Origin of the sequence: Brevibacterium oceani, assembly GCF_017948325.1 — a bacterium.
GTDB classification, from domain to species: Bacteria; Actinomycetota; Actinomycetes; order Actinomycetales; family Brevibacteriaceae; genus Brevibacterium; species Brevibacterium oceani.
This window is the reverse complement of record NZ_CP072846.1, coordinates 3,528,524-3,547,397: the sequence shown is the minus strand read 5'-3', so window position 1 is coordinate 3,547,397 and position 18,874 is coordinate 3,528,524. Positions and strand designations below refer to the sequence as shown.

Genomic DNA, 18,874 nt, shown 5'->3' with positions numbered 1-18,874 from the left:
AGACTACTCCGCTTGTATTGCGATGCGAGACATTCTGTCGAATATTGAGATTTCGGACGGTGGCGACCGAAGAGCGAATCTGGCGCCCCACTTGTCACCGGGCTGGACGACTGCTTCCGTCTCACTCAGATGGCGGTCGCGAGAGACCGCCCGGACCGGTCGTGCAAAAATGGTGCCATGACGTATAACCTCATCCTGCTGCGCCACGGCGAGAGCGAATGGAACCAGAAGAATCTGTTCACCGGGTGGGTCGACGTGCCCCTCACCGACAAGGGCCGCGCCGAGGGCCAGCGCGCCGGAGAGCTGCTGCGCGAGAGGGACCTCATCCCCGACGTTGTGCACACCTCCCGTCTCAAGCGAGCGATCCTCACCGCGAACATCGCCCTCGAGGCCGCCGACCTCTCCTGGCTCGACGTCCACCGCAGCTGGCGGCTCAATGAGCGCCACTACGGCGCTCTGCAGGGCAAGAACAAGAAGGAGATCCGCGAGGAGTTCGGCGAAGAGCAGTTCATGACGTGGCGCCGGTCCTTCGACACCCCGCCGCCGGCGCTGGCCGACAGCTCCGAGTTCTCGCAGGCCGGTGAGGCACGGTACGCCAACCTCGGCGATTCGCTGCCCCGCACCGAATGCCTCGCCGACGTCATCGACCGCCTCCTGCCCTACTGGTACGACGTCCTCGTTCCCGAGCTCACCGTCGGCAAGACCGTGCTCGTCGCCGCCCACGGCAACTCGCTGCGCGCACTGGTCAAGCACCTCGACGGCATCTCCGACGCCGACATCACGGGACTGAACATTCCCACCGGCATCCCGCTGCACTACGAGCTGACCGAGGACTTCACCCCGGTCAAGCCCGGAGGCACCTACCTCGACCCCGACGCCGCCGCCGACGCGATCGGCCAGGTCGCAAACCAGGGGCGCTGAGCCTCACCCGAACAGAATGACGTCACGGCCCGGTCGCTCGGTGATCGACCGGGCCGTGATGCTTCCGGGCCGTGATGCTTCCGTTCACCCTTGGATGCTGGCCGGGGACAGCTCGCCGGCGATCTCCGACATCTCAGCAAGCAGGTGGGCGATCGCCGGAGAGTTCGTCATCGACTGCCGCCACACGAGGTAGATCGTCCGCGCGATCGCGTGATCATCGAGCGGGACGGCGACGACGTCGTCGGGCAGATGCGGCCGTCCGAGGCGGGGCACGAGCGCGAGGGCGCCGACCGCACGGGTGAACTCGACCTGAGTGTCGTATTCGATCGCCCAGTATCCGATCTGCGGTTGGGCCCCGACGTCGTCGAACAGCGCGGTCAGCCAGCGGTGGCAGACCGCCCCTCGCGGAGCCGAGACGAATTCCTCGCCGACGAGGTCTGCCCGGGTCACCTCGGCGCGCGATGCGAGAGGGTGGTCGCGATTCATCACGATGTCGGCCCGGTCGACCGTGATGAGCTGGGAGGTCAATGTCGACGGCAGATAAGGCCCCGCATCCGACCAGTCGAAGATCAGCGAGGCGTCGATCCTCCCTGCCGCGACCATCTCGAGGAGTTCATCGGGCTCCTCCTCGATGTTCGTCACCGTCAGCTCCGGCGCCGAGCGGCGCAGCCGCGGCAGCGTCGGCACGAGCAGCCCGCGGATGCCGGTCGAGAACCCTCCGACGGTGATCCTCCCGCGCGGCACACCCGAGCGGGCGCGCGCATCGGTCTCGAGGCTCTCGATGTCAGCGAGGATCTGGGCACCTCGACTGCTCAGTTCCCTTCCCATCGGAGTCAGCGAGATTCCTCGCCCCGTCCGCTCCGTGACGGGAGCGCCAAGGTGACGGGAGAGCTTCTGCAGCTGATGACTCACGGCCGCCGGGGTGTAGCCGAGCGACTCGGCCGTGACGGTGACCGAGCCGATCGTGTCGAGGGCGACGAGGGTGCGCAGCGCGACGATATCAATCATCAAAAAATTTTAAACGAATCATGGACTAGTCTTCAATGGATATTTGATCGGTTGGCTGAAATGCTGGTGACATGCGCCCGATTCATCAGATGCTCGCCCTCCTCGTGGTCCTCCTGTGGGGCGTCAACTTCATCTTCATCGATCTCGGCCTCCGCGACTGGCCCCCACTCCTGCTGGTCGCCGCCCGCTTCACCTTCGTCGTCCTCCCGGCGATCTTCTTCGTCCGCTTCCCGCGGGGGAACTTCCGTCGCGTCCTCCTCATCGGCGTCTTCATGTCCGCGGGCCAGTTCGGCCTCCTCTACACAGCGCTGTTCCTCGGACTCCCGGTGGGGCTGACCTCGATCGTCATTCAGATCCAGGCCGCGTTCACCGTCCTCGTGGCCGCGCTCGTCCTCCGCGAGATCCCGAACCGCAGGCAGACGATCGGCGTGCTCGTCGGCCTGTCCGGCCTCGCCCTCATCGGGGTCAGTCTGCAGGCGGACGTGCCCGTTCTCGCATTCGTCGTCGCGCTCGGTGCGGCTCTGTCCTGGGCGATCGGCAACGTCATCGCCCGCGGCGTCAAGGAGGGGACCAACGGCGTGCAGATGACGGTGTGGTCGGCGATCGTCGTCCCGCTTCCGCTGTTCGCACTCTCGTTCGTCATCGACGGTCCCGCCGAGGTCACACGGGCCCTGTCCCATCCGACCTGGGGCGTCGTCGCATCGGTCGTCTACACCACCGGACTGGCCTCACTCGTCGGCTACGTCATCTGGAACTCGCTGCTCGCCCGTTTCCCCGCCTCTCAGGTGGCGCCGTTCTCACTGCTCGTCCCCCTCGTCGGTGTCGTCGCGGCATGGCTCGCACTCGGCGACCGGCCGACCCCGGCCGAACTCGCCGGCGGGGTCCTCCTGCTCCTCGGCGTCGCGGTGACGACGGGAGTGCTGCGGACGATCGCCCGCGGCCTCACGGGAGGTGTCCGCCGAGGCGTCGGCCGGCGCCATCGGGTCGTGGTCTCGACGACCTCGCCCGAAGAGGTGAACTCGCAGGACGAGGCGACCTCGCAGGACGAGACGACCTCGGCGGAGGAGATGACCTCGCCGGACGAGGCGACCGCGTCGAATGAAACGGCGAAGGGCGCGGTCTCAGCGAGATCGCGCTGAGACCGCGCCCTTGCCCGGTGGCGGGCGGTCCGCTCACTTCTTCGACAGGTACGGCTCCCAGTTGCCGGTGAGCAGGTATTCGACCTTCTGCGAGACCGAGACCGCGTGGTCGCCGAAGCGCTCGTAGTAGCGCGAGAGCAGGGTGACGTCGGCGATGTGGCGTGGGGCCAGCGATCCTGCGGGCGCCTCGGCGAGCTTCGCGAAGACGCTGAGGTGGAGCTCATCGAGCTCCTCATCGATCGCGTTGATCGTGGGCACATCGGACAGGCCGGGATTCGACAACAGCCGCTGCGTCGCCTCGGCGATCTTCTCTCCGGACTCACCCATGCGGGCGAAGGTCGACTCGAAGGTCTCGGGAATCGCCGACTCGGGGTAGCGGATGCGCACCTGCTGGGCGATGTGACGGGCGAGGTCGCCCATCCGCTCGAGAGAGGCGGACATCCGCAGCGAACCGATCACGGCGCGCAGGTCGGCGGCGACGGGAGCCTGCAGGGCGAGCATCTCCGCGGCCTGCTGATCGAGGGTGAACTGCATGTTGTCGATTACAGCGTCGGCCTCGATGACCTGTTCGGCCAGTTCGAGGTCATTGGACCGCAGCGCCTGATTCGCCAGCCGAATCGCTTCGAGCGCCTTGGTGGACATGCCGACCAGCTGGGTGGCCAGATCGTCCAGTTCGTTCTTGAAGACTTCGCGCATTGACGGCTCTTCCTTACTCTCGATCGTGCGAGGGGGTTCATCGGGGTGACTGCTGGTGCGCGCATCCGGTCCTCGGCCGTTCATGGACCGGAAGTCCGTTCATGGACAGGCAATCCGGTCACGGACCGGTGAACCGGTCAGCGGCCGAGGGCGGGGGAGCGCAGGCACACAGACGTCAGCTTCGCACGGACGGATGAACGTCGCCTGTCGGGAAGGTGAATTCCTCGGCAAATGGGCCCATGCAAGGTGAATTCGGTGCGCCGGGACGGTGGAGTGCACCTAAGCTTGAGGTTGTGGATCTCTTGGTAGTGGCGGTCCTGACCGGCGTCGTCGGCCTGGGCCTCGGCATAGCGGGCATTCTGGCGTTCCGATTCAGCGAACGCTCCCGCGATGCTGCCGATCTGCATTCCGAGGACGACCTTCCCGAAGGCATCGCCGAGGTGCTCGCCGTCCTCTCGTCGGCCGCGATCGTCATCGACGCCGGCGACGATGTCGTCAAAGCCTCCCCGGCCGCGTATACGTTCGGCCTGGTCAGAGGCCATTCGCTCGCCTCACCCGAGATGCTGCGCGTCGTCGGCCGAGTGCGCGCCCGAGGTCTCATCGAGGAGATCGACCTCGAACAGAAGCGCGAGAACTCCGATTCCGTGCTCCGCTTCCTCCACTCCCGCGTCGCACCGCTGGGCACCTCCTTCGTCCTCGTCCTCTGCGACGACCAGACCGAATCCAAGCGCGTCGACGCCGTCCGCCGCGATTTCGTCGCCAACGTCTCCCACGAGCTCAAGACCCCGATCGGAGCGATGGCCCTCCTCGCCGAGGCGGTCACCGACTTCGCCGACGATCCCGCCGCGGTCGAACGCTTCGGCGGACGCATGCAGCGTGAGTCGAAGCGACTGACCCAGCTCGTCCAGGAGATCATCGACCTCTCCCGCGTCCAGGATCACGCCGCCCCCGCGACCACGGAGAAGATCTCCGCGGCCGAGGTGGTCGACGATGCCGCCGACCGTGCACGCACGCGCGCCGAAGGCAAGAACATCCACATCGAGATCTCCCCGCCGTCGGATCTGCTCATCGAGGGCAACTACGAGCTCCTCGTCAATGCGGTGCGCAATCTCATCGACAATGCCATCAACTACTCACCCGACGGCACCCGCGTCGGCGTCGGCGTCGATCTCGTCGACGAACGCGTCGAGATCGCCGTCACCGACCAGGGCATCGGCATGTCCGCCCAGGACACCGAGCGGGTCTTCGAACGCTTCTACCGCGTCGACCCGGCGCGGTCGAGGATCACCGGCGGCACAGGCCTGGGCCTGAGCATCGTCAAGCACATCATCGCCACCCACGGCGGTGAGGTCCGCGTCTGGAGTCAGCTCGGCAAGGGATCGACCTTCACGATCGTGCTGCCCCTGGCAGGCACTGCCCCCGACCACGCCGCCAGCGATTCGGCCCCCGACGGGGTGCTCATCGAGCACTCCGCAGACCCGGCACCGGCAGCGGTCGCGACCGGGGAACCTGAGGAGGGCGCGGATTCGATCGGCGTTGCAGACTCGGCGGGCGCCGCCTCGGCGAGTGAGAACGACGTCGACGATGACGGTGCAGACGTCGACGATGACGGTGCAGAGGACAACGCGCCTTCCGCCGGTGATAATGGAGACGGCGACGTCGCCCGGGCCGACCGTGACGGCTCGACTGATGAACTGACCGATGAAAGCGAACAAAGGAAGCTCACAACGTGACTCGTATTCTGCTTGTCGAGGATGAGGATTCGTTCTCGGACCCGCTGTCGTACCTGCTCGGGAAGGAAGGATACGAGGTGACGGTCGCCGATGACGGGCTGAAGGCTCTCGCGGAATTCGACCGCAGCGGCGCCGACCTGGTCCTCCTCGATCTCATGCTGCCCGGCGTCTCCGGCACCGAGGTGTGCCGTGAGCTGCGGGCGAAGTCGAACGTGCCGATCATCATGCTCACGGCCAAGGACTCGGAGATCGACAAGGTCGTGGGGCTCGAACTCGGCGCCGACGACTACGTGACGAAGCCCTACTCCTCACGTGAGCTGCTCGCTCGGGTGCGTGCGGTGCTGCGGCGCAACGTCGAATCCGACGGATTCGAGGACGAGTCCGTGCTCGAGGCCGGGGGAGTGCGCATAGACGTCGAACGCCACGTCGTGTCCGTGCGCGGCGAAGAGCTGTCCATGCCGCTCAAGGAGTTCGAACTGCTCGAGATTCTGGTGCGCAACTCGGGGCGTGTGATGACCCGCGGTCAGCTCATCGACCGCATCTGGGGCGAGGACTACGTTGGTGACACGAAGACCCTCGACGTCCACGTCAAGCGCCTGCGCGCGAAGGTCGAGGAGAACCCTTCGGAGCCGCGACTGCTCACGACCGTCCGCGGGCTCGGATACAAGTTCGAAGCCTGAGGTCCTCTCTCCATTGCAGGAGGTTCGGGGTTCGGGGCCGGTCTGCAGGGCAGGAGGTTCGGGGTCCCGGGCCGGTCTGCAGGGCCGAACCCATGGACCGGCCGCGGCTCGCGGGCGCGGTCTCGCGGCCGCGGTCGGCCCGGAACGGCAGTGAATGCGAAAGGAGCCGCTCACATCATGTGAGCGGCTCCTTTCGTCTGGTTCGCCTGAGTCGCCTGCTTCGGCAGGCGGTCGGGCAGATCAGCCGTTGGCCGTTGCGCCTTCGGTCGCGGTGCCCTCATCGGAGGACGTCGCCTCGTCGGATGACGCGGCACCTTCGGATGAGGTGGCATCGTCGCTGGGCACGCTCGACGGCGACTCGGTTGGCACGTACTCCTCGTAGTAGGGCAGGGAATCCGAGAGCACCTGGGTGCGGATCGTCTTCTCTTCGCCGCCGACCGTGACGGTGATGTCGACGAGGTCGCCGGGCTGAGCGTCGAGCTTGTCGACCGTGACGACGTCCTTGGACGTGGTCTCGGGACTCTTCGGATCCTGGACGAAGGTCTCGCCGGCCTTGACGGATTCGTCCACGGTGGTGCCAGAGGCCTCGATCGTCACATCGGCGGTGGAGTCGCCCTTGTTGAGGAGGGTGAAGAACAGCTGCGCCGGGCCTTCGCCCTTCTCATCCATAATGAGCATCAGTCCGCGGACCTCGACGTCACCGACCGTGCCAGAGGCGCCGTCGCCGCCGTTGTAGTGGTATTCCGCGGTCTGGTGGGGAGACAGCAGGCTTGCACATCCGCTGACGGGGATAACGAGAGCGAGTGCGGCAACGGCGAGGGCCGCGCGGTTGTGCCGTTTCATTATGCTCCTTGAAGTGGCAATACAAGATCAGTCTGTATACTACCCGGTTTTTGACCTGCTGTAGAACCGGGCCCGATCCGCAGGTGAAGTCCGCGACCGGTCGCCATGGGCGGGGCGTGGCCGGTGGCACTCGAGAGGTTCGGGGTGTCGCTCGGGAGGTTCTGCAGGTTCGCGCGTGTCGTGAGTTCATACGAAGTTCATTCCTCGTCGCAGGCGGGGAAATCGTCGGCGAATCCCGCAGGTGCGACAGGACAACCGATGCCGACGTCCCCGCTGGCGAGGCGGTTGAGCGGCCCCTCGGTCGAGGATGAGGGGCGGAGCCTAGCATGAAGAATCATTACCCTGAGCGATTTCTGTGGCGCGCCTCATGGTAAACTGGGATTCCGCGAAAGGGGTTTGAAGAGAATATGAGTTTCCAGGTCGGCGACACTGTTGTCTATCCACATCACGGTGCAGCGACAATCCAAGAAATCAAGAAGCGATCCATCAAGGGTGAGGAGAAACTGTATCTCAAGCTCCAGGTTGCCCACGGCGACCTAGTGATCGAGGTGCCGGCCGAGAACTGCGACCTCGTCGGTGTGCGAGACGTCGTCGGTGAGGAAGGCGTGGAAAAGGTCTTCAACGTCCTCCGCGCGGAATTCGTCGAGGAGCCCGCCAACTGGTCCCGCCGCTACAAGGCGAATCTTGAGAAGCTGCAGTCCGGCGATGTCATCAAGGTCGCCGAGGTCGTTCGTGACCTCTGGCGTCGCGAGCAGGATCGCGGCCTGTCGACCGGCGAGAAGCGCATGCTCTCCAAGGCACGTCAGATCCTCGTCTCCGAACTCGCCCTGGCCGAGAAGAAGGAAGAGTCCGAGGCAGAGGCCCTGCTGGACGAAGTGCTCGCATCCTGAGCACCTGTGTCATCATCCCGGCCGCGGGGTCGGGATCTCGTCTGGGCGGCGGAGAGCCGAAGGCCTTCGCCCATATCCACGGGCGGAGCCTTCTGGCTCGCAGCCTCGAGACGATCATCTCCTCGGGAGTCGCCACCACAGTCGTGGTGGCCGCTCCCGAGGATTTTCTTTTGCGTGCACGTGAGGAAATCGACTCGGTAACCGAGCGCATGAATACCTCTATTCCAATCACAGCCGTAGCAGGTGGAAAAGACCGCACTGCTTCGGTGCAAATCGCCTTGAAACATGTCAGCAATGCTGAGGTCGTGCTCGTCCATGACGCGGCGAGGTGCCTGACCCCGCCCGATGTGTTCCGTCGCGTGCATGCCGCGGTGCTCTCCGGCGCCGAGGCTGTCGTCCCCGTTCTGCCCATGATCGATTCCGTCCGGCGGGCAGTTGTTCACCCCGCGACGGGATCGAGCACGACCGCCGGCGATGACACGGGTGTGGATCGCACTTCCGACGGCATTGTTCGGTCGATCCGCCGCGATTCTGTCGCCGAAACCACGGTGGATCGACCAAACAATTCTGATCCGGCAGCGGTTGTGGGAACCGCCGGGTCCTACGCCGTGGTGCGCGGAGATCTCGATCGGGCACACCTGCGACGGGTCCAGACCCCGCAGGGATTCCGCGCCGAGACTCTGCTGCGCGCTTACGACCATCACGTGACCGACGATGTTGTGACTGCCGAGGGCGACGTATCGGGCGAGGACCTCGACGCGGTGCGCGCGGCCGTCCCCACCGACGATGCCGGCCTCGTTGAGCGTCTGGGAGTCGAGGTCGTCGCCGTCGCCGGTGACGAAGAGGCACTGAAGATCACTTATCCGCTCGACCGCATCCTCGGCGAACACCTTGCACGATTGAGAGACGCAGACACTGACTCTGGGCGTTCTGGAGGCTCTGGGAGTTCCGAAAGCAGTGGAACCTCGAGGAACGGTGAGACCTCGGGGAGCGGGACAGAAGGAGATCCACGATGAGCACGATGATTCCGCGCACCGGCATCGGTGTCGACGTCCACGCGTTCTCCGTCGATGCCGAGCGCGAGCTGTGGGTTGCGGGTCTGCTGTGGCCGGGAGAACGCGGACTCGAGGGGCATTCGGATTCCGACGTGGCGGTCCACGCCTGCTGCGATGCGCTGTTCTCCGCTGCCGGCCTCGGTGACCTCGGTGAGCACTTCGGGGTGGATCGTCCGGAGCTCGCCGGTGCCTCGGGTGCCGACCTCCTCAGCGAGGCGGCCCGCATCGTCCGCGACCACGGCTTCGAGGTCGGCAACATCGCGGTCCAAGTCATCGGCAACCGGCCGAAGATCGGCTCCCACCGCGCAGAAGCCGAGCAGATCCTCTCCGCCTCCGCAGGCGCCCCGGTCTCGGTGTCGGGGACGACGGCCGACGGACTCGGGCTGACCGGGCGAGGCGAGGGGGTCGCTGCCATCGCCTCTGCACTTGTGTACGAGAACTGAGACACGAGAACTGAGACACGAGCCGTGAGAGATCCGAACAGAGAGGCAGGCGCACGATGAGAATCCTCTTTCAAGGAGCCGGAGCCATCGGCCTCGCCGGAGCCGCGCTGTTCACCGACGCTCACGAGGTTGCGGTCGTGTCTCGTAGGCCGGCCCCGTGGCCGCGAGCGGCCTATCCGCGTCGAGTGAGTGTCATCGATCCGAGCGGTGATCAGCGCCCGGTCGGACCCGGCAACGGCGGTTCAGGGGACGGCGGACCCATTGACCGCGGTTCAGGCGAAGGCGTGCCCGGCAGCGGCCGTTCAGGCGACGGCAGGCCCGGCGACAGCGGGCCCGTCAACGACAGGTCCGGTGCGCAGCTCCGTGCACATGCGGATGGCGACACCTCTGCCGAGGCTGCACCCGGATGGTCGGTGACGCGGGTGGCGGCGACGAGGCGGGTGACGATCACCGATTGGGACCGGGCGCGGGAAGCCGGTCCGTGGGACCTCACCGTCCTCTCCACCCGTCCGTGCGACCTCGACCCGACGGTCGCCTCGGCGATTCGTCAGATCTCCGCCCCCGTCATTGCGATCACCAGCCAGGTCGATGGGGACCTGGACCGGGCGCGGACGCAGTTTCCCGACGCCGAGGTGGTCGTCTTCGGTCCTGCGTTCGTGTCCGAACGCGTCGCCGACGGCGACGCCGCGACCGGGCATGAGGTGCGCTATTGGGCCCCGCCAGCCGCGCCGAGGTTCCTCGTCAGCGGGCGGCGCGAGACAGTGAAGCGACTGGTCCGTGAGCTCGGCCGACTCGTCATGCCGGTGCCGCCCTCCGCGATCGCGCTGCCGCCGACAGTGTTCATCCCCTACGTCGCGGAACTGAGCATCCGCGGCGGCTCCTGGGTTCAGCTGAAGTCGCACCTGAATCGTCCGGCGAGGGCCGCCGCCGAGGCAGTGCGGGCACGCAGCGGACTGCCCCTTCCCCTGTCTGCATCGGTCGCGAAGGCCGTATCGGCGCCGGTCGCTCGAGCCGTGCTCGAGACGATGGAGGCGGTGCTTCCCATCGACGTCACCATCTACGCCGGTCGGCACTTCGGCCGTCACGTCGGGCAGACTCGGGACATGCTCACCGGGTGGGCGACACGTGCCTCGGCAACGACGGCTCTGCGGGAGCAGATCGCCGCGCTCGACGCCGCGGTTGCTGTCGACTGAGCCTGTGGCTGAGCCTGGTCGGATTCGGTCTGACTCGGCTCTGCCAGGTCCAACTCAGTCTGACTCAACCCAGTCTGAACCAGCTCGGCTCAACCCATTCTGGCCGGGCCCAGTCTGACTCGGCCCAGTCTGACTCAGCCGGGTTCAGGCCAGCCCGGCAGGATTCAGGCCAGCCCAGCACGGCCCGGTCGGCTTCAGCCCAGCCCGGCTCAGGCCCTCGCAGCGGGTCGGCGTTTGGTGACGATGAGGCCGACGAGGTAGAGCGCGACGACGAAGACGAGCGTCCCGATGATCTGGAAGCGCACGGACGCGACGGTGAGACCGAGGCCGATGATCACGGCGATGCCGGCGAGCGTGACATACGACAGCCACGGGTAGCCCCACATCCGCAGCGGCAGGGGGTCCCCGGCCGCCTCGGCGCGGCGACGCAGCACGATCTGCGAGACCAACGTCGCGACCCAGGTGACGATGAGCGTGGAGCCGACGATGTTGAGCAGGACTCCGAGCACCTCGGCGGCCCAGAAGTAATTGAGCGCCACAGCCACGAAGCCGAACGCCGAGGTTGCGAGCACGGCTGGAACGGGCACGCCGCGACGGGTCGTGCGACCGAGCCCGCGGGGCAGCATGGACCGCTGCGACATCGAGAACGCCATCCGGGAGGCACCGTAGATGTTCGCGTTCATCGATGACAGCAGGGCGATGACGATGACGGCGGCGAGCAGGGAGGCGACGAACGGCAGGCCCGCCGTCTGCAGGACAGCGACGAAGGGGGACTCGCCGAGGCGGTCGTCCGTCCACGGCAGAACGAGGACGATGATCGCCACCGAACCGATGTAGAGGAACAGGATGCGCCACACGATGGTCTTGATCGCCTGGCTCACGCTGCGCTCGGGGTTCGCGGTCTCGGCGGCGGCGACCGCAACGATCTCGATGCCGCCGAAGGCGAAAGCGACGACGAGCAGTCCGGCTGCGATGCCCGAGATCCCGGTGGGCATGAACCCGTCTGAGAAGATCTGCGCGGGCGGTTCGGCCGGAGTCCAGCCGAGGAGGTAGGCGATTCCGAGGACGAGGAAGAGCACGACGAAGGCGACCTTGAGCAGTGAGAACCAGAACTCGAACTCACCGAAGCTGCCTGAAGTGGTGAGGTTGATGGCCGTGAAGACGAGCATGATCGCCAGGGCGATGACCCACTGTGGGACCGCGGGAACGTAGGAGGCGGCGATCTGCGCGGCGGCGGTGGCCTCGGCGGCGACGACGAGGCACAGCTGCACCCACCACAGGGCGCCGACGGCGAACGCGGCGGCAGGCCCCATCGCCTTGCCCGCGTAGTGGGAGAACGCTCCGGGATTCGGATCCGCGGCGACGAGTTCGCCGAGGGCGCGCATAACGAAGATGACGATGAGGCCGGCGACGACATAGGACACGAGGACCGCTGGGCCGGCCGCCTGCACGCCGGCACCGGAACCGACGAAGAGGCCGGCGCCGATCGCCGAGCCGAGGCTCATCATCACCAGGTGGCGGGGCTTCATCCCCACCTTGAGGCCGGTGGCGTTTGCGGAGGTGTCGGAGCCGCGAGCCGAGGCGGATGACGCGTCGGAGGGCTGTTGTGAGAGTGAATCGGGCACCCGTCGAGTGTAGCCGTCGGCAGTGCAGAAGATGCATGCTGGGTGCTCTTGAAAGGGAGGTCAGCGGCCGCCGCAACTCCACCGAAAACGACGCGGCCCCCGGATCGCTATGAACCGGGGGCCGCGAGTCGGGTGGAGATGTTCAGGCAGGACGATCAGTGCCCACGCTTGATCCACTCCTCGAGGCTCGGACGCTCGGCCCCGATCGAGGTCGCATCGCCGTGCCCGGTGAGCACGACAGTCGCCTCGGGGAGTTCGAAGAGCACGTCGCGGATCGACTCGATGATCGTCTCGAAGCTCGAGTACGACCGACCGGTCGCGCCGGGACCGCCGTTGAACAGCGTGTCACCGGAGAACAGCACCGGACCGACCGCGCGACCGGCACCGGCCGTGGCTGGTGCGGGCAGGCCGGTCTCGACGAAGAAGCACGTCGAACCGGGGGAGTGGCCCGGAGTGTGCAGCGCCTTGAGTCGGATACCGCCGACGGTCCAGGTATCGCCGTCGGCGATCTGACCGTCGGGGCGGTAGCTGTCATAGGTCATGTCCCACAGGACGTAGTCATCGGGATTGAGGTAGACGGTGGGATTGCCCACTCGCTGCGCGAAGTCGCGGACGACTCCCACATGGTCATCGTGACCGTGCGTGAGCAGAACGGCCTTGACCTCTCTCGATCCGACCGCCTCGGCGATGGCATCGATGTCGTGGGCGGGATCGATGACGATGACCTCGGAATCGTCGCCGATGATCCACACATTGTTGTCCACGTTGTGGGTCTCCCCGTCGAGGGAGAACGTCCCGGAGGTGACGAGATGGTCGATGGCCGTCATCAGAGTTCCACCACCGATCGCAGGACCTTGCCCTGGCCCATCTTCTCGAACGCCGCCTCGACGTCGCCGAGTCCGATGCGTTCGGTGACGAACTTCTCCAGCGGGAATCGTCCCTGCTGGTAGAGGTCGACGAGCATCGGGAAGTCCCGGTCGGGCAGGCAGTCGCCGTACCACGAGGACTTCAGCTTGCCGCCGCGGCCGAACACGTCCAGCAGCGGAACGGTCAGCTCCATCTCCGGGGTGGGCACGCCGACGAGGACGACGGTGCCGGCGAGGTCGCGGCCGTAGAAGGCCTGCCGCCAGGTGGCGGGAAGTCCGACGGCGTCGATGACGACATCGGCGCCGAATCCGCCCGTGCGCTCCTGGATCGCGGCGACGACCTCGTCCTCGCTCATGCCCTTGGTGCTCACGGTGTCAGTGGCGCCGAGGTCCTTCGCCCATTCGAGCTTCTTCTCATCGATGTCGAGTGCAATGATCGTCCCCGCCCCGGCCAGAGCCGAACCGGCGATCGCCGCGCAGCCGACGCCGCCGGCGCCGATGACCGCCACGGACTTGCCGCGGGTGACCTCACCGGTGTTGATGGCGGCGCCGATGCCGGCCATCATTCCGCAGCCGAGCAGGCCGACGACGGCCGGATCGGATTCGGGGACCTTCGTGCACTGGCCGGCGGCGACGAGGGTCTTCTCGGCGAAGGAGCCGATGCCGAGCGCGGCCTCGAGCTCGGTGCCGTCGGGCAGGGTCATCTTCTGTGAGGCATTGTGCGTGGCGAAGCAGTACCAGGGCTCTCCGCGCTTGCACGCGCGGCATTCGCCGCAGATGGCACGCCAGTTGAGGATGACGAAGTCTCCGACCTCGACGTTGGTCACACCCTCACCGATCTCAGAGACGACTCCGGCGGATTCGTGGCCGAGGAGGAATGGGTAGTCGTCGCTGATGCCGCCTTCGCGGTAGTGGAAATCGGTGTGGCAGACGCCGCACGACTTCACATCGACGATGACTTCGCCCGGTCCCGGATCCGGGATGACGATGTCGGTGAGTTCGACCGGGGCTCCCTTGCTGCGGGAGATGACGCCCTTGACAGTCTGTGGCATTGCGTCTCCTTTGTGTCTCCGGCGACGGGCCTCCGAGGCACTCGGTGCCTGATGGGGCCGCGCTCGGTGTCAGAAGTGGAACAGAGACACCCCGGGTCGGGGTGTCCTCAGCCCCCACCCTAACCAAGCGGGCTGACGTGGACCAGTGGTGACCCGGTGGCGAGACGGTGCGCTCGGCATGGCCGGGGTGAGGGTGGAACGACGGAGGCGGCCCGATGCTTCGGATGCATCGGGCCGCCTCGGTGAGGGTGAGCCGTTCCACGTCGCCGAGGCGGCGCTGCGGATCCGGCTCGACCGGACGTGATCAGTCGGCGACGTCCTCGTCGGGGTGCTTGCGCAGATGCAGCATGGCTGCGATCAGGCCGCCCCAGACGGTGACCATTGCGATGACCATCATGACGATTGCTGAAGTGCCCATGTCAGGCTCCCTTGGTTTCGTTGCGGACGTTCTCTTCGGCGACGGAATCGGCGATCGCCGATTCCATCTCATCGATGGTCTCCTTGGGCCATCTGATGAGGGTGAGGACGATCGAACCGACGATGAGCAGTCCGATCATGCCCCAGCCGTAGACGCCGGTGATGAGCGGCGGGTAGCCCTCATAGCCGTCGGAGATGAATGTGATGATCTGCGTGATGAGCATGTAGACGAGCACCACGCCGGTGATCGAGATGAGCGTCATCCAGATCGGACCGAGCTTGAAGCTCGAGACCGCGTTGAGGTGACGGCTGAAGACCGGCAGCTTCCGCATGGCCCAGCCGACGACCACGATCGACATGATGGCCGAACCGACGATGCCGACGTTGTTCGCGAACGCATCCATCGTATCCAGCGCATACAGGCCGGTGACGGTGGGCATGAGCAGAATGGACACGACGCCCATTCCTCCGACGATCCATGCTGTCGAGGCCTTGTTGCCGACGCGGAACTTATCCCGCAGCGCCTGGATGGGCACCTGGATGATCGAGATCAGCGAAGTCAGGCCCGCGAAGACGAGGCAGGCGAAGAAGACGAATCCGAAGATCGCGCCTCCCGGCATCTCCGAGATCAGCGTCGGGAAGCCGACGAAGGCCAGGCCGATGCCCGAGGATGCGACATCGGCGACCTCGACCCCCTGAGCGGTGGCCATGAAGCCCAGTGCCGCGAAGATGCCGATGCCGGCGAGGATCTCGAACGCGGAGTTCGAGAAGCCGACGACGAGGCCGGCGCCGGTGAGGTTCGTCTTCTTCTTCAGGTACGAGGCGTAGGTGATCATGATGCCGAAGGCGATCGACAGAGAGAAGAAGATCTGGCCATAGGCCGCGATCCAGACCTTGTGATCGGCCAGCGCCTTGAAGTCCGGAGTGAACAGCGCATTGAGTCCCTCAGCGGCACCGGGCAGGAACAGAGACCGGACGACGAGTGCGAGGAAGAGGACGATGAGCAGCGGGATGAAGATCTTCGAGAAGTTCGCGATGCCGTTCTGGACACCCATGAGCAGGATGATGAGGACAACCGCCCAGACGAGGATGACCGGGATGAGCACACCGGGAACGAAGTCGAGCGAGATTCCGGGATCACCCATCTTGAGATACTCGCCGAAGAAGAATCCCTCCGCGTCGTCGCCCCACGCCTCTTTGAGCGAGAAGAACATATAGGAGCCGGCCCAGCCGATGATCGCGGCGTAGTAGATGCCGATGACGATCGCGACACCGGTGGCGAACCAGCCGATGGGCTCTGCACCCTTGTGGGCCATTCGGTGGGCCAGCGGTGCCGAACCGCGCGAACGGTGACCCATCGCGTAGTAGAAGAACAGCAGCGGGATGCCCGCTGTCAGCAGTGCGACCAGATAGGGGATGATGAAGGCGCCGCCACCGTTCTCATAAGTGATATACGGGAAGCGCCAGATGTTGCCGAGGCCGACTGCCGAACCGATGGCCGCGAAGATGAACGCGCCGCGGGAGACGAAGACCTCCCTCTGGGGTGATGACTTGGGTGACATGATGTCCTTTCTTGGCCGGTCGCGGATCTGCGCGACCGAGATTGGCCCCCGCAGTCTCTTCTGTGAGACGGAGGGGCGCGGCTGAGGTCCGAAACGCGAGAAAGCCGCTCACGTCGAACATTATTGCTTGCCTCCACTTTACTGGGAATCACCTGTGCGGTGTGCCGTAAGTCACGTGAGGTGCGTAACAGTCGTGCATCGAATCCGGGGAAACGGTGAATCCGGTGCGGGCCGGTAGACTTGATGGCGTGACTATCTCCCTCTACAACACCGCCAGCCGCACGACGGAAGAACTGCGCCCCGTCACCGACGGACACGTGGGGATCTACGTCTGTGGCGCCACGGTGCAGGGCGAACCCCACATCGGTCATCTGCGTTCGGCCTCGGTCTTCGACACCCTGCGCCGATGGCTGCTCTACAGCGGCTTTTCGGTGACAATGGTCCGCAACGTCACCGACATCGACGACAAGATCCTGTCGAAGTCCGTCGAAGAGGGCCGAGAGTGGTTCGCTCACGCCTATAAGTACGAGCGGGCCTTCACCGACGCCTACGACGCACTCGACGTGCTCCCTCCGAGCAGCGAACCTCGCGCGACCGGCCACATCACCGAGATGATCGAACTCATCTCCCGCCTGATCGAGGCAGGCCATGCCTATCCCGCTCTCGACGGCAGTGCCGATGTCTACTTCGACGCCGCCTCGTGGGCCGATTACGGTGAGCTGACGAATCAGAGGCTCGAGGACATGGAGTTGGCCGAGGGCACCGAGCTGCGCGGGAAGAAGGACGCCCGCGACTTCGCGCTGTGGAAGGCCCACAAGGAGTCCGAACCCATCACCGCGTCCTGGCCTTCCCCCTGGGGACGCGGTCGTCCGGGCTGGCACATCGAATGCTCGGCGATGTCGACGAAGTACCTGCGGTCGAACTTCGACATCCACGGCGGCGGACTCGACCTGCGCTTCCCGCACCATGAGAACGAACTCGCCCAGTCACGGGCCGCCGGCGACCGGTTCGCGAACATCTGGATGCACTCCGGACTGCTCAACGTCGGCGGGGACAAGATGTCGAAGTCGCTCGGCAACTCGGTCTTCGCCTCCGACCTGTTCGAGTCCTTCAGCCCGTTGGCCCTGCGCTACTTCCTCACCGGAGCGAGCTACCGGTCGGTCCTCGACTTCTCGCCGACGGCGATGGAACGCTCAGCAGCCTCGCTCGAGCGGCTGTCGAACTTCCTCCAGCGGGCCAGGCAGTCCCTCGGCGCTCAGGCCCCGTCTCTGCCGGATGTCAGCGACGGATATGCGACTCGCACGCTCGATGTTCCCGTCGAATTCGCTGCCGCCCTCGACGACGATCTCGGCATCCCGCGGGCCCTGTCCGTAGTCTTCGCCCAGGTGACCGAGGGAGCGAAGCTCCTCGATGCGGGAAGCGACCCGGAGGGTCTGGCGAGAATCGTCGCCGAGGTCGAGCTCATGCTCGACATCCTCGGCGTCAACCCCAGCGCTGCGGTCTGGGCCGGTTCGGCCACCGACGCGAAGGCGGAATCGGCACTCGATTCCCTCGTCGCCGCCCAGGCGAACAAGCGTGCCGAGGCCAAGCGGAACAAGGACTACGCGACCGCGGATGCGATCCGCGACGAACTCGCGGCGGCCGGCGTCATCATCGAGGACACGGCCGACGGATACCGCTACCACCTCGGCGAAGGCTGAGGACCACGAACATCGGCCACGGGCACATGCTCGCGGCCTCCACGCACCCGATAGGAATCACATGGCTTCCACTCCCCGCTCCGGCGGTTCGAAGAAGGGCCCGACCAAGGGGTCGGGCGGTAAGAACAAGCGCGGACTGCGCGGCAAGGGCCCGACGCCCAAGGCCGAGGACCGCGTCTACCACAAGGCGCACAAGGCCGCGCAGAACCGCAAGACCTCCAATGCCTCGGCGCAGGCGAAGCGGAAGAAGAGGGAACTCGGGCCGAATATGGTCGCCGGGCGCAATTCGGTGCTCGAGGCGCTGCGCGAGGGAGTGCCGGCGACCGCGATGTACGTCTCCGGTCGCATCGACTCCGACGATCGTGTCCGCGAGTCGATCACCCTGGCCACGCAGCGCGGCATCTCGATGCTCGAGGCGAGCAAGCCCGACCTCGACCGACTCACCGACGACGCGATCCACCAGGGCATCGCCCTGCAGGTTCCGCCGTACGAATACGCCGACCCCTCCGATCTGCTCGAATTCGCTGCCGACCGGGCCGAGACCCCGCTCCTCGTGGCCCTCGACGGGATCACGGATCCGCGCAACCTCGGCGCGATCGTGCGTTCGACCGCGGCCTTCGGCGGTCACGGGGTGATCATCCCCGAACGGCGCGCCGCCTCGATGACGGCCGCCGCGTGGAAGACCTCGGCCGGGGCCGCCTCGCGGATCCGCGTCGCCCAGGTGGTCAACCTGGCGCGGGCGATCGACGAGCTGAAGAAACAGAACGTCTTCGTCGTCGGCCTCGACATGGACGGAGACGTAGAGCTGCCCGAACTGAGCTTCACCCGCGACCCGCTGTGCATCGTCGTCGGCTCCGAGGGCAAGGGACTGTCCCGACTGATCGCGGAGAAGTGCGACCAGATCGTGTCGATCCCGATCGCCGCGACGACCGAATCGCTCAACGCCGGCATCGCCGCGGCCGTCTCTCTCTACGAGGTGGCCCGAGCCCGCCGAACATAAACCCCTTTTACTACCCGACGGCGGCCCAGCAACCTCGCGCAAGGTTGCTGG

The 18,874-nt window shown here is 66.0% G+C and carries 19 protein-coding genes; 11 read left to right on the top strand and 8 right to left on the bottom strand.

Annotated features, from left to right (window positions below):
* The first annotated feature begins 177 nt into the window (after positions 1–177).
* Complete coding sequence (locus J9314_RS15810) at positions 178–921, top strand: phosphoglyceromutase (protein WP_210603271.1); 744 nt, start codon at positions 178–180, stop codon at positions 919–921.
* 84 nt (positions 922–1,005) lie between these two features.
* Here the strand turns inward: J9314_RS15810 and J9314_RS15805 are convergent, their stop codons facing one another.
* On the bottom strand, positions 1,006–1,929 hold the full coding sequence (locus J9314_RS15805; RefSeq protein WP_210603270.1) for a LysR family transcriptional regulator: 924 nt from the start codon (positions 1,927–1,929) through the stop codon (positions 1,006–1,008).
* A gap of 71 nt (positions 1,930–2,000) precedes the next feature.
* Between J9314_RS15805 and J9314_RS15800 the strand changes: the two genes are divergently transcribed.
* Positions 2,001–3,068, top strand: coding sequence for an EamA family transporter (locus J9314_RS15800; RefSeq protein WP_210603269.1), 1,068 nt, complete (start codon positions 2,001–2,003; stop codon positions 3,066–3,068).
* A 33-nt stretch (positions 3,069–3,101) separates the two neighbouring features.
* On the opposite strand, the gene phoU is transcribed toward J9314_RS15800, so the two are convergent.
* Positions 3,102–3,764: a phosphate signaling complex protein PhoU gene (phoU, locus tag J9314_RS15795; RefSeq protein WP_210603268.1), complete on the bottom strand. Its 663-nt coding sequence runs from the start codon at positions 3,762–3,764 to the stop codon at positions 3,102–3,104.
* Between the two features lie 293 nt (positions 3,765–4,057).
* Here phoU and J9314_RS15790 point away from each other — a divergent pair, with 293 nt between their 5' ends.
* Together J9314_RS15790 and J9314_RS15785 are read left to right on the top strand one after the other, a co-directional pair.
* Positions 4,058–5,497, top strand: a complete 1,440-nt coding sequence (locus J9314_RS15790; RefSeq protein ID WP_246490435.1) for a sensor histidine kinase — start codon at positions 4,058–4,060, stop codon at positions 5,495–5,497.
* Complete coding sequence (locus J9314_RS15785) at positions 5,494–6,177, top strand: response regulator transcription factor (protein ID WP_166973834.1); 684 nt, start codon at positions 5,494–5,496, stop codon at positions 6,175–6,177. The genes J9314_RS15790 and J9314_RS15785 overlap by 4 nt, the downstream gene beginning before the upstream one ends.
* 240 nt (positions 6,178–6,417) lie before the next feature.
* Here J9314_RS15785 and J9314_RS15780 read toward each other — a convergent pair whose 3' ends face one another.
* The gene (locus J9314_RS15780) at positions 6,418–7,020 is read right to left on the bottom strand and encodes a hypothetical protein (RefSeq protein WP_210603267.1); all 603 of its coding nucleotides are present in this window, start codon (positions 7,018–7,020) and stop codon (positions 6,418–6,420) included.
* A gap of 407 nt (positions 7,021–7,427) precedes the next feature.
* Here J9314_RS15780 and J9314_RS15775 point away from each other — a divergent pair, with 407 nt between their 5' ends.
* Genes J9314_RS15775 through J9314_RS15760 form a run of 4 tightly spaced genes read left to right on the top strand, consistent with a single transcriptional unit; the run spans position 7,428 to position 10,601 of the window.
* The gene (locus J9314_RS15775) at positions 7,428–7,910 is read left to right on the top strand and encodes a CarD family transcriptional regulator (protein ID WP_135539215.1); all 483 of its coding nucleotides are present in this window, start codon (positions 7,428–7,430) and stop codon (positions 7,908–7,910) included.
* Positions 7,904–8,926, top strand: coding sequence for an IspD/TarI family cytidylyltransferase (locus J9314_RS15770; RefSeq protein ID WP_343207058.1), 1,023 nt, complete (start codon positions 7,904–7,906; stop codon positions 8,924–8,926). Before J9314_RS15775 ends, J9314_RS15770 begins: the two co-directional genes overlap by 7 nt.
* Positions 8,923–9,408, top strand: coding sequence for a 2-C-methyl-D-erythritol 2,4-cyclodiphosphate synthase (gene ispF, locus J9314_RS15765; protein WP_210603266.1), 486 nt, complete (start codon positions 8,923–8,925; stop codon positions 9,406–9,408). Before J9314_RS15770 ends, ispF begins: the two co-directional genes overlap by 4 nt.
* A gap of 56 nt (positions 9,409–9,464) precedes the next feature.
* Positions 9,465–10,601, top strand: a complete 1,137-nt coding sequence (locus tag J9314_RS15760; protein WP_210603265.1) for a hypothetical protein — start codon at positions 9,465–9,467, stop codon at positions 10,599–10,601.
* Positions 10,602–10,810: 209 nt separating this feature from the next.
* Here the strand turns inward: J9314_RS15760 and J9314_RS15755 are convergent, their stop codons facing one another.
* From J9314_RS15755 to J9314_RS15745, 3 genes are all read right to left on the bottom strand, one after another.
* Positions 10,811–12,226, bottom strand: coding sequence for an amino acid permease (locus J9314_RS15755; RefSeq protein WP_343207027.1), 1,416 nt, complete (start codon positions 12,224–12,226; stop codon positions 10,811–10,813).
* 155 nt (positions 12,227–12,381) lie between these two features.
* Positions 12,382–13,053, bottom strand: a complete 672-nt coding sequence (locus tag J9314_RS15750; RefSeq protein WP_210603264.1) for an MBL fold metallo-hydrolase — start codon at positions 13,051–13,053, stop codon at positions 12,382–12,384.
* The gene (locus J9314_RS15745) at positions 13,053–14,144 is read right to left on the bottom strand and encodes an S-(hydroxymethyl)mycothiol dehydrogenase (RefSeq protein WP_210603263.1); all 1,092 of its coding nucleotides are present in this window, start codon (positions 14,142–14,144) and stop codon (positions 13,053–13,055) included. Before J9314_RS15745 ends, J9314_RS15750 begins: the two co-directional genes overlap by 1 nt.
* Positions 14,145–14,292: 148 nt before the next feature.
* On the opposite strand from J9314_RS15745, the gene J9314_RS15740 reads away from it, so the two are divergent.
* Positions 14,293–14,448, top strand: coding sequence for a hypothetical protein (locus J9314_RS15740; RefSeq protein ID WP_210603262.1), 156 nt, complete (start codon positions 14,293–14,295; stop codon positions 14,446–14,448).
* Here the strand turns inward: J9314_RS15740 and J9314_RS15735 are convergent, their stop codons facing one another.
* Entirely contained in the window at positions 14,449–14,562 is a 114-nt protein-coding gene (locus J9314_RS15735; RefSeq protein WP_152346846.1) for a methionine/alanine import family NSS transporter small subunit, read from the bottom strand.
* Between the two features lies 1 nt (position 14,563).
* The gene (locus J9314_RS15730; RefSeq protein ID WP_210603261.1) at positions 14,564–16,123 is read right to left on the bottom strand and encodes a sodium-dependent transporter; all 1,560 of its coding nucleotides are present in this window, start codon (positions 16,121–16,123) and stop codon (positions 14,564–14,566) included.
* A 248-nt stretch (positions 16,124–16,371) separates the two neighbouring features.
* On the opposite strand from J9314_RS15730, the gene cysS reads away from it, so the two are divergent.
* Together cysS and rlmB are read left to right on the top strand one after the other, a co-directional pair.
* Positions 16,372–17,823, top strand: a complete 1,452-nt coding sequence (cysS, locus tag J9314_RS15725; protein WP_210603260.1) for a cysteine--tRNA ligase — start codon at positions 16,372–16,374, stop codon at positions 17,821–17,823.
* Positions 17,824–17,884: 61 nt separating this feature from the next.
* Positions 17,885–18,823 (top strand): 23S rRNA (guanosine(2251)-2'-O)-methyltransferase RlmB, encoded by a 939-nt coding sequence (gene rlmB, locus J9314_RS15720; RefSeq protein ID WP_210603259.1) that lies wholly within the window; start codon positions 17,885–17,887, stop codon positions 18,821–18,823.
* The last annotated feature ends 51 nt before the right edge of the window (positions 18,824–18,874 follow it).

What these genes read in the sequence shown, in the direction of transcription:
- J9314_RS15810 (WP_210603271.1), top strand. Translation starts at nt 178, where the DNA reads ATGACGTATAACCTCATCCTGCTGCGCCACGGCGAGAGCGAATGGAAC.
- J9314_RS15805 (WP_210603270.1), bottom strand. Translation starts at nt 1,929, where the DNA reads ATGATTGATATCGTCGCGCTGCGCACCCTCGTCGCCCTCGACACGATC.
- J9314_RS15800 (WP_210603269.1), top strand. Translation starts at nt 2,001, where the DNA reads ATGCGCCCGATTCATCAGATGCTCGCCCTCCTCGTGGTCCTCCTGTGG.
- phoU (WP_210603268.1), bottom strand. Translation starts at nt 3,764, where the DNA reads ATGCGCGAAGTCTTCAAGAACGAACTGGACGATCTGGCCACCCAGCTG.
- J9314_RS15780 (WP_210603267.1), bottom strand. Translation starts at nt 7,020, where the DNA reads ATGAAACGGCACAACCGCGCGGCCCTCGCCGTTGCCGCACTCGCTCTC.
- J9314_RS15775 (WP_135539215.1), top strand. Translation starts at nt 7,428, where the DNA reads ATGAGTTTCCAGGTCGGCGACACTGTTGTCTATCCACATCACGGTGCA.
- ispF (WP_210603266.1), top strand. Translation starts at nt 8,923, where the DNA reads ATGAGCACGATGATTCCGCGCACCGGCATCGGTGTCGACGTCCACGCG.
- J9314_RS15760 (WP_210603265.1), top strand. Translation starts at nt 9,465, where the DNA reads ATGAGAATCCTCTTTCAAGGAGCCGGAGCCATCGGCCTCGCCGGAGCC.
- J9314_RS15750 (WP_210603264.1), bottom strand. Translation starts at nt 13,053, where the DNA reads ATGACGGCCATCGACCATCTCGTCACCTCCGGGACGTTCTCCCTCGAC.
- J9314_RS15745 (WP_210603263.1), bottom strand. Translation starts at nt 14,144, where the DNA reads ATGCCACAGACTGTCAAGGGCGTCATCTCCCGCAGCAAGGGAGCCCCG.
- J9314_RS15735 (WP_152346846.1), bottom strand. Translation starts at nt 14,562, where the DNA reads ATGGGCACTTCAGCAATCGTCATGATGGTCATCGCAATGGTCACCGTC.
- J9314_RS15730 (WP_210603261.1), bottom strand. Translation starts at nt 16,123, where the DNA reads ATGTCACCCAAGTCATCACCCCAGAGGGAGGTCTTCGTCTCCCGCGGC.
- rlmB (WP_210603259.1), top strand. Translation starts at nt 17,885, where the DNA reads ATGGCTTCCACTCCCCGCTCCGGCGGTTCGAAGAAGGGCCCGACCAAG.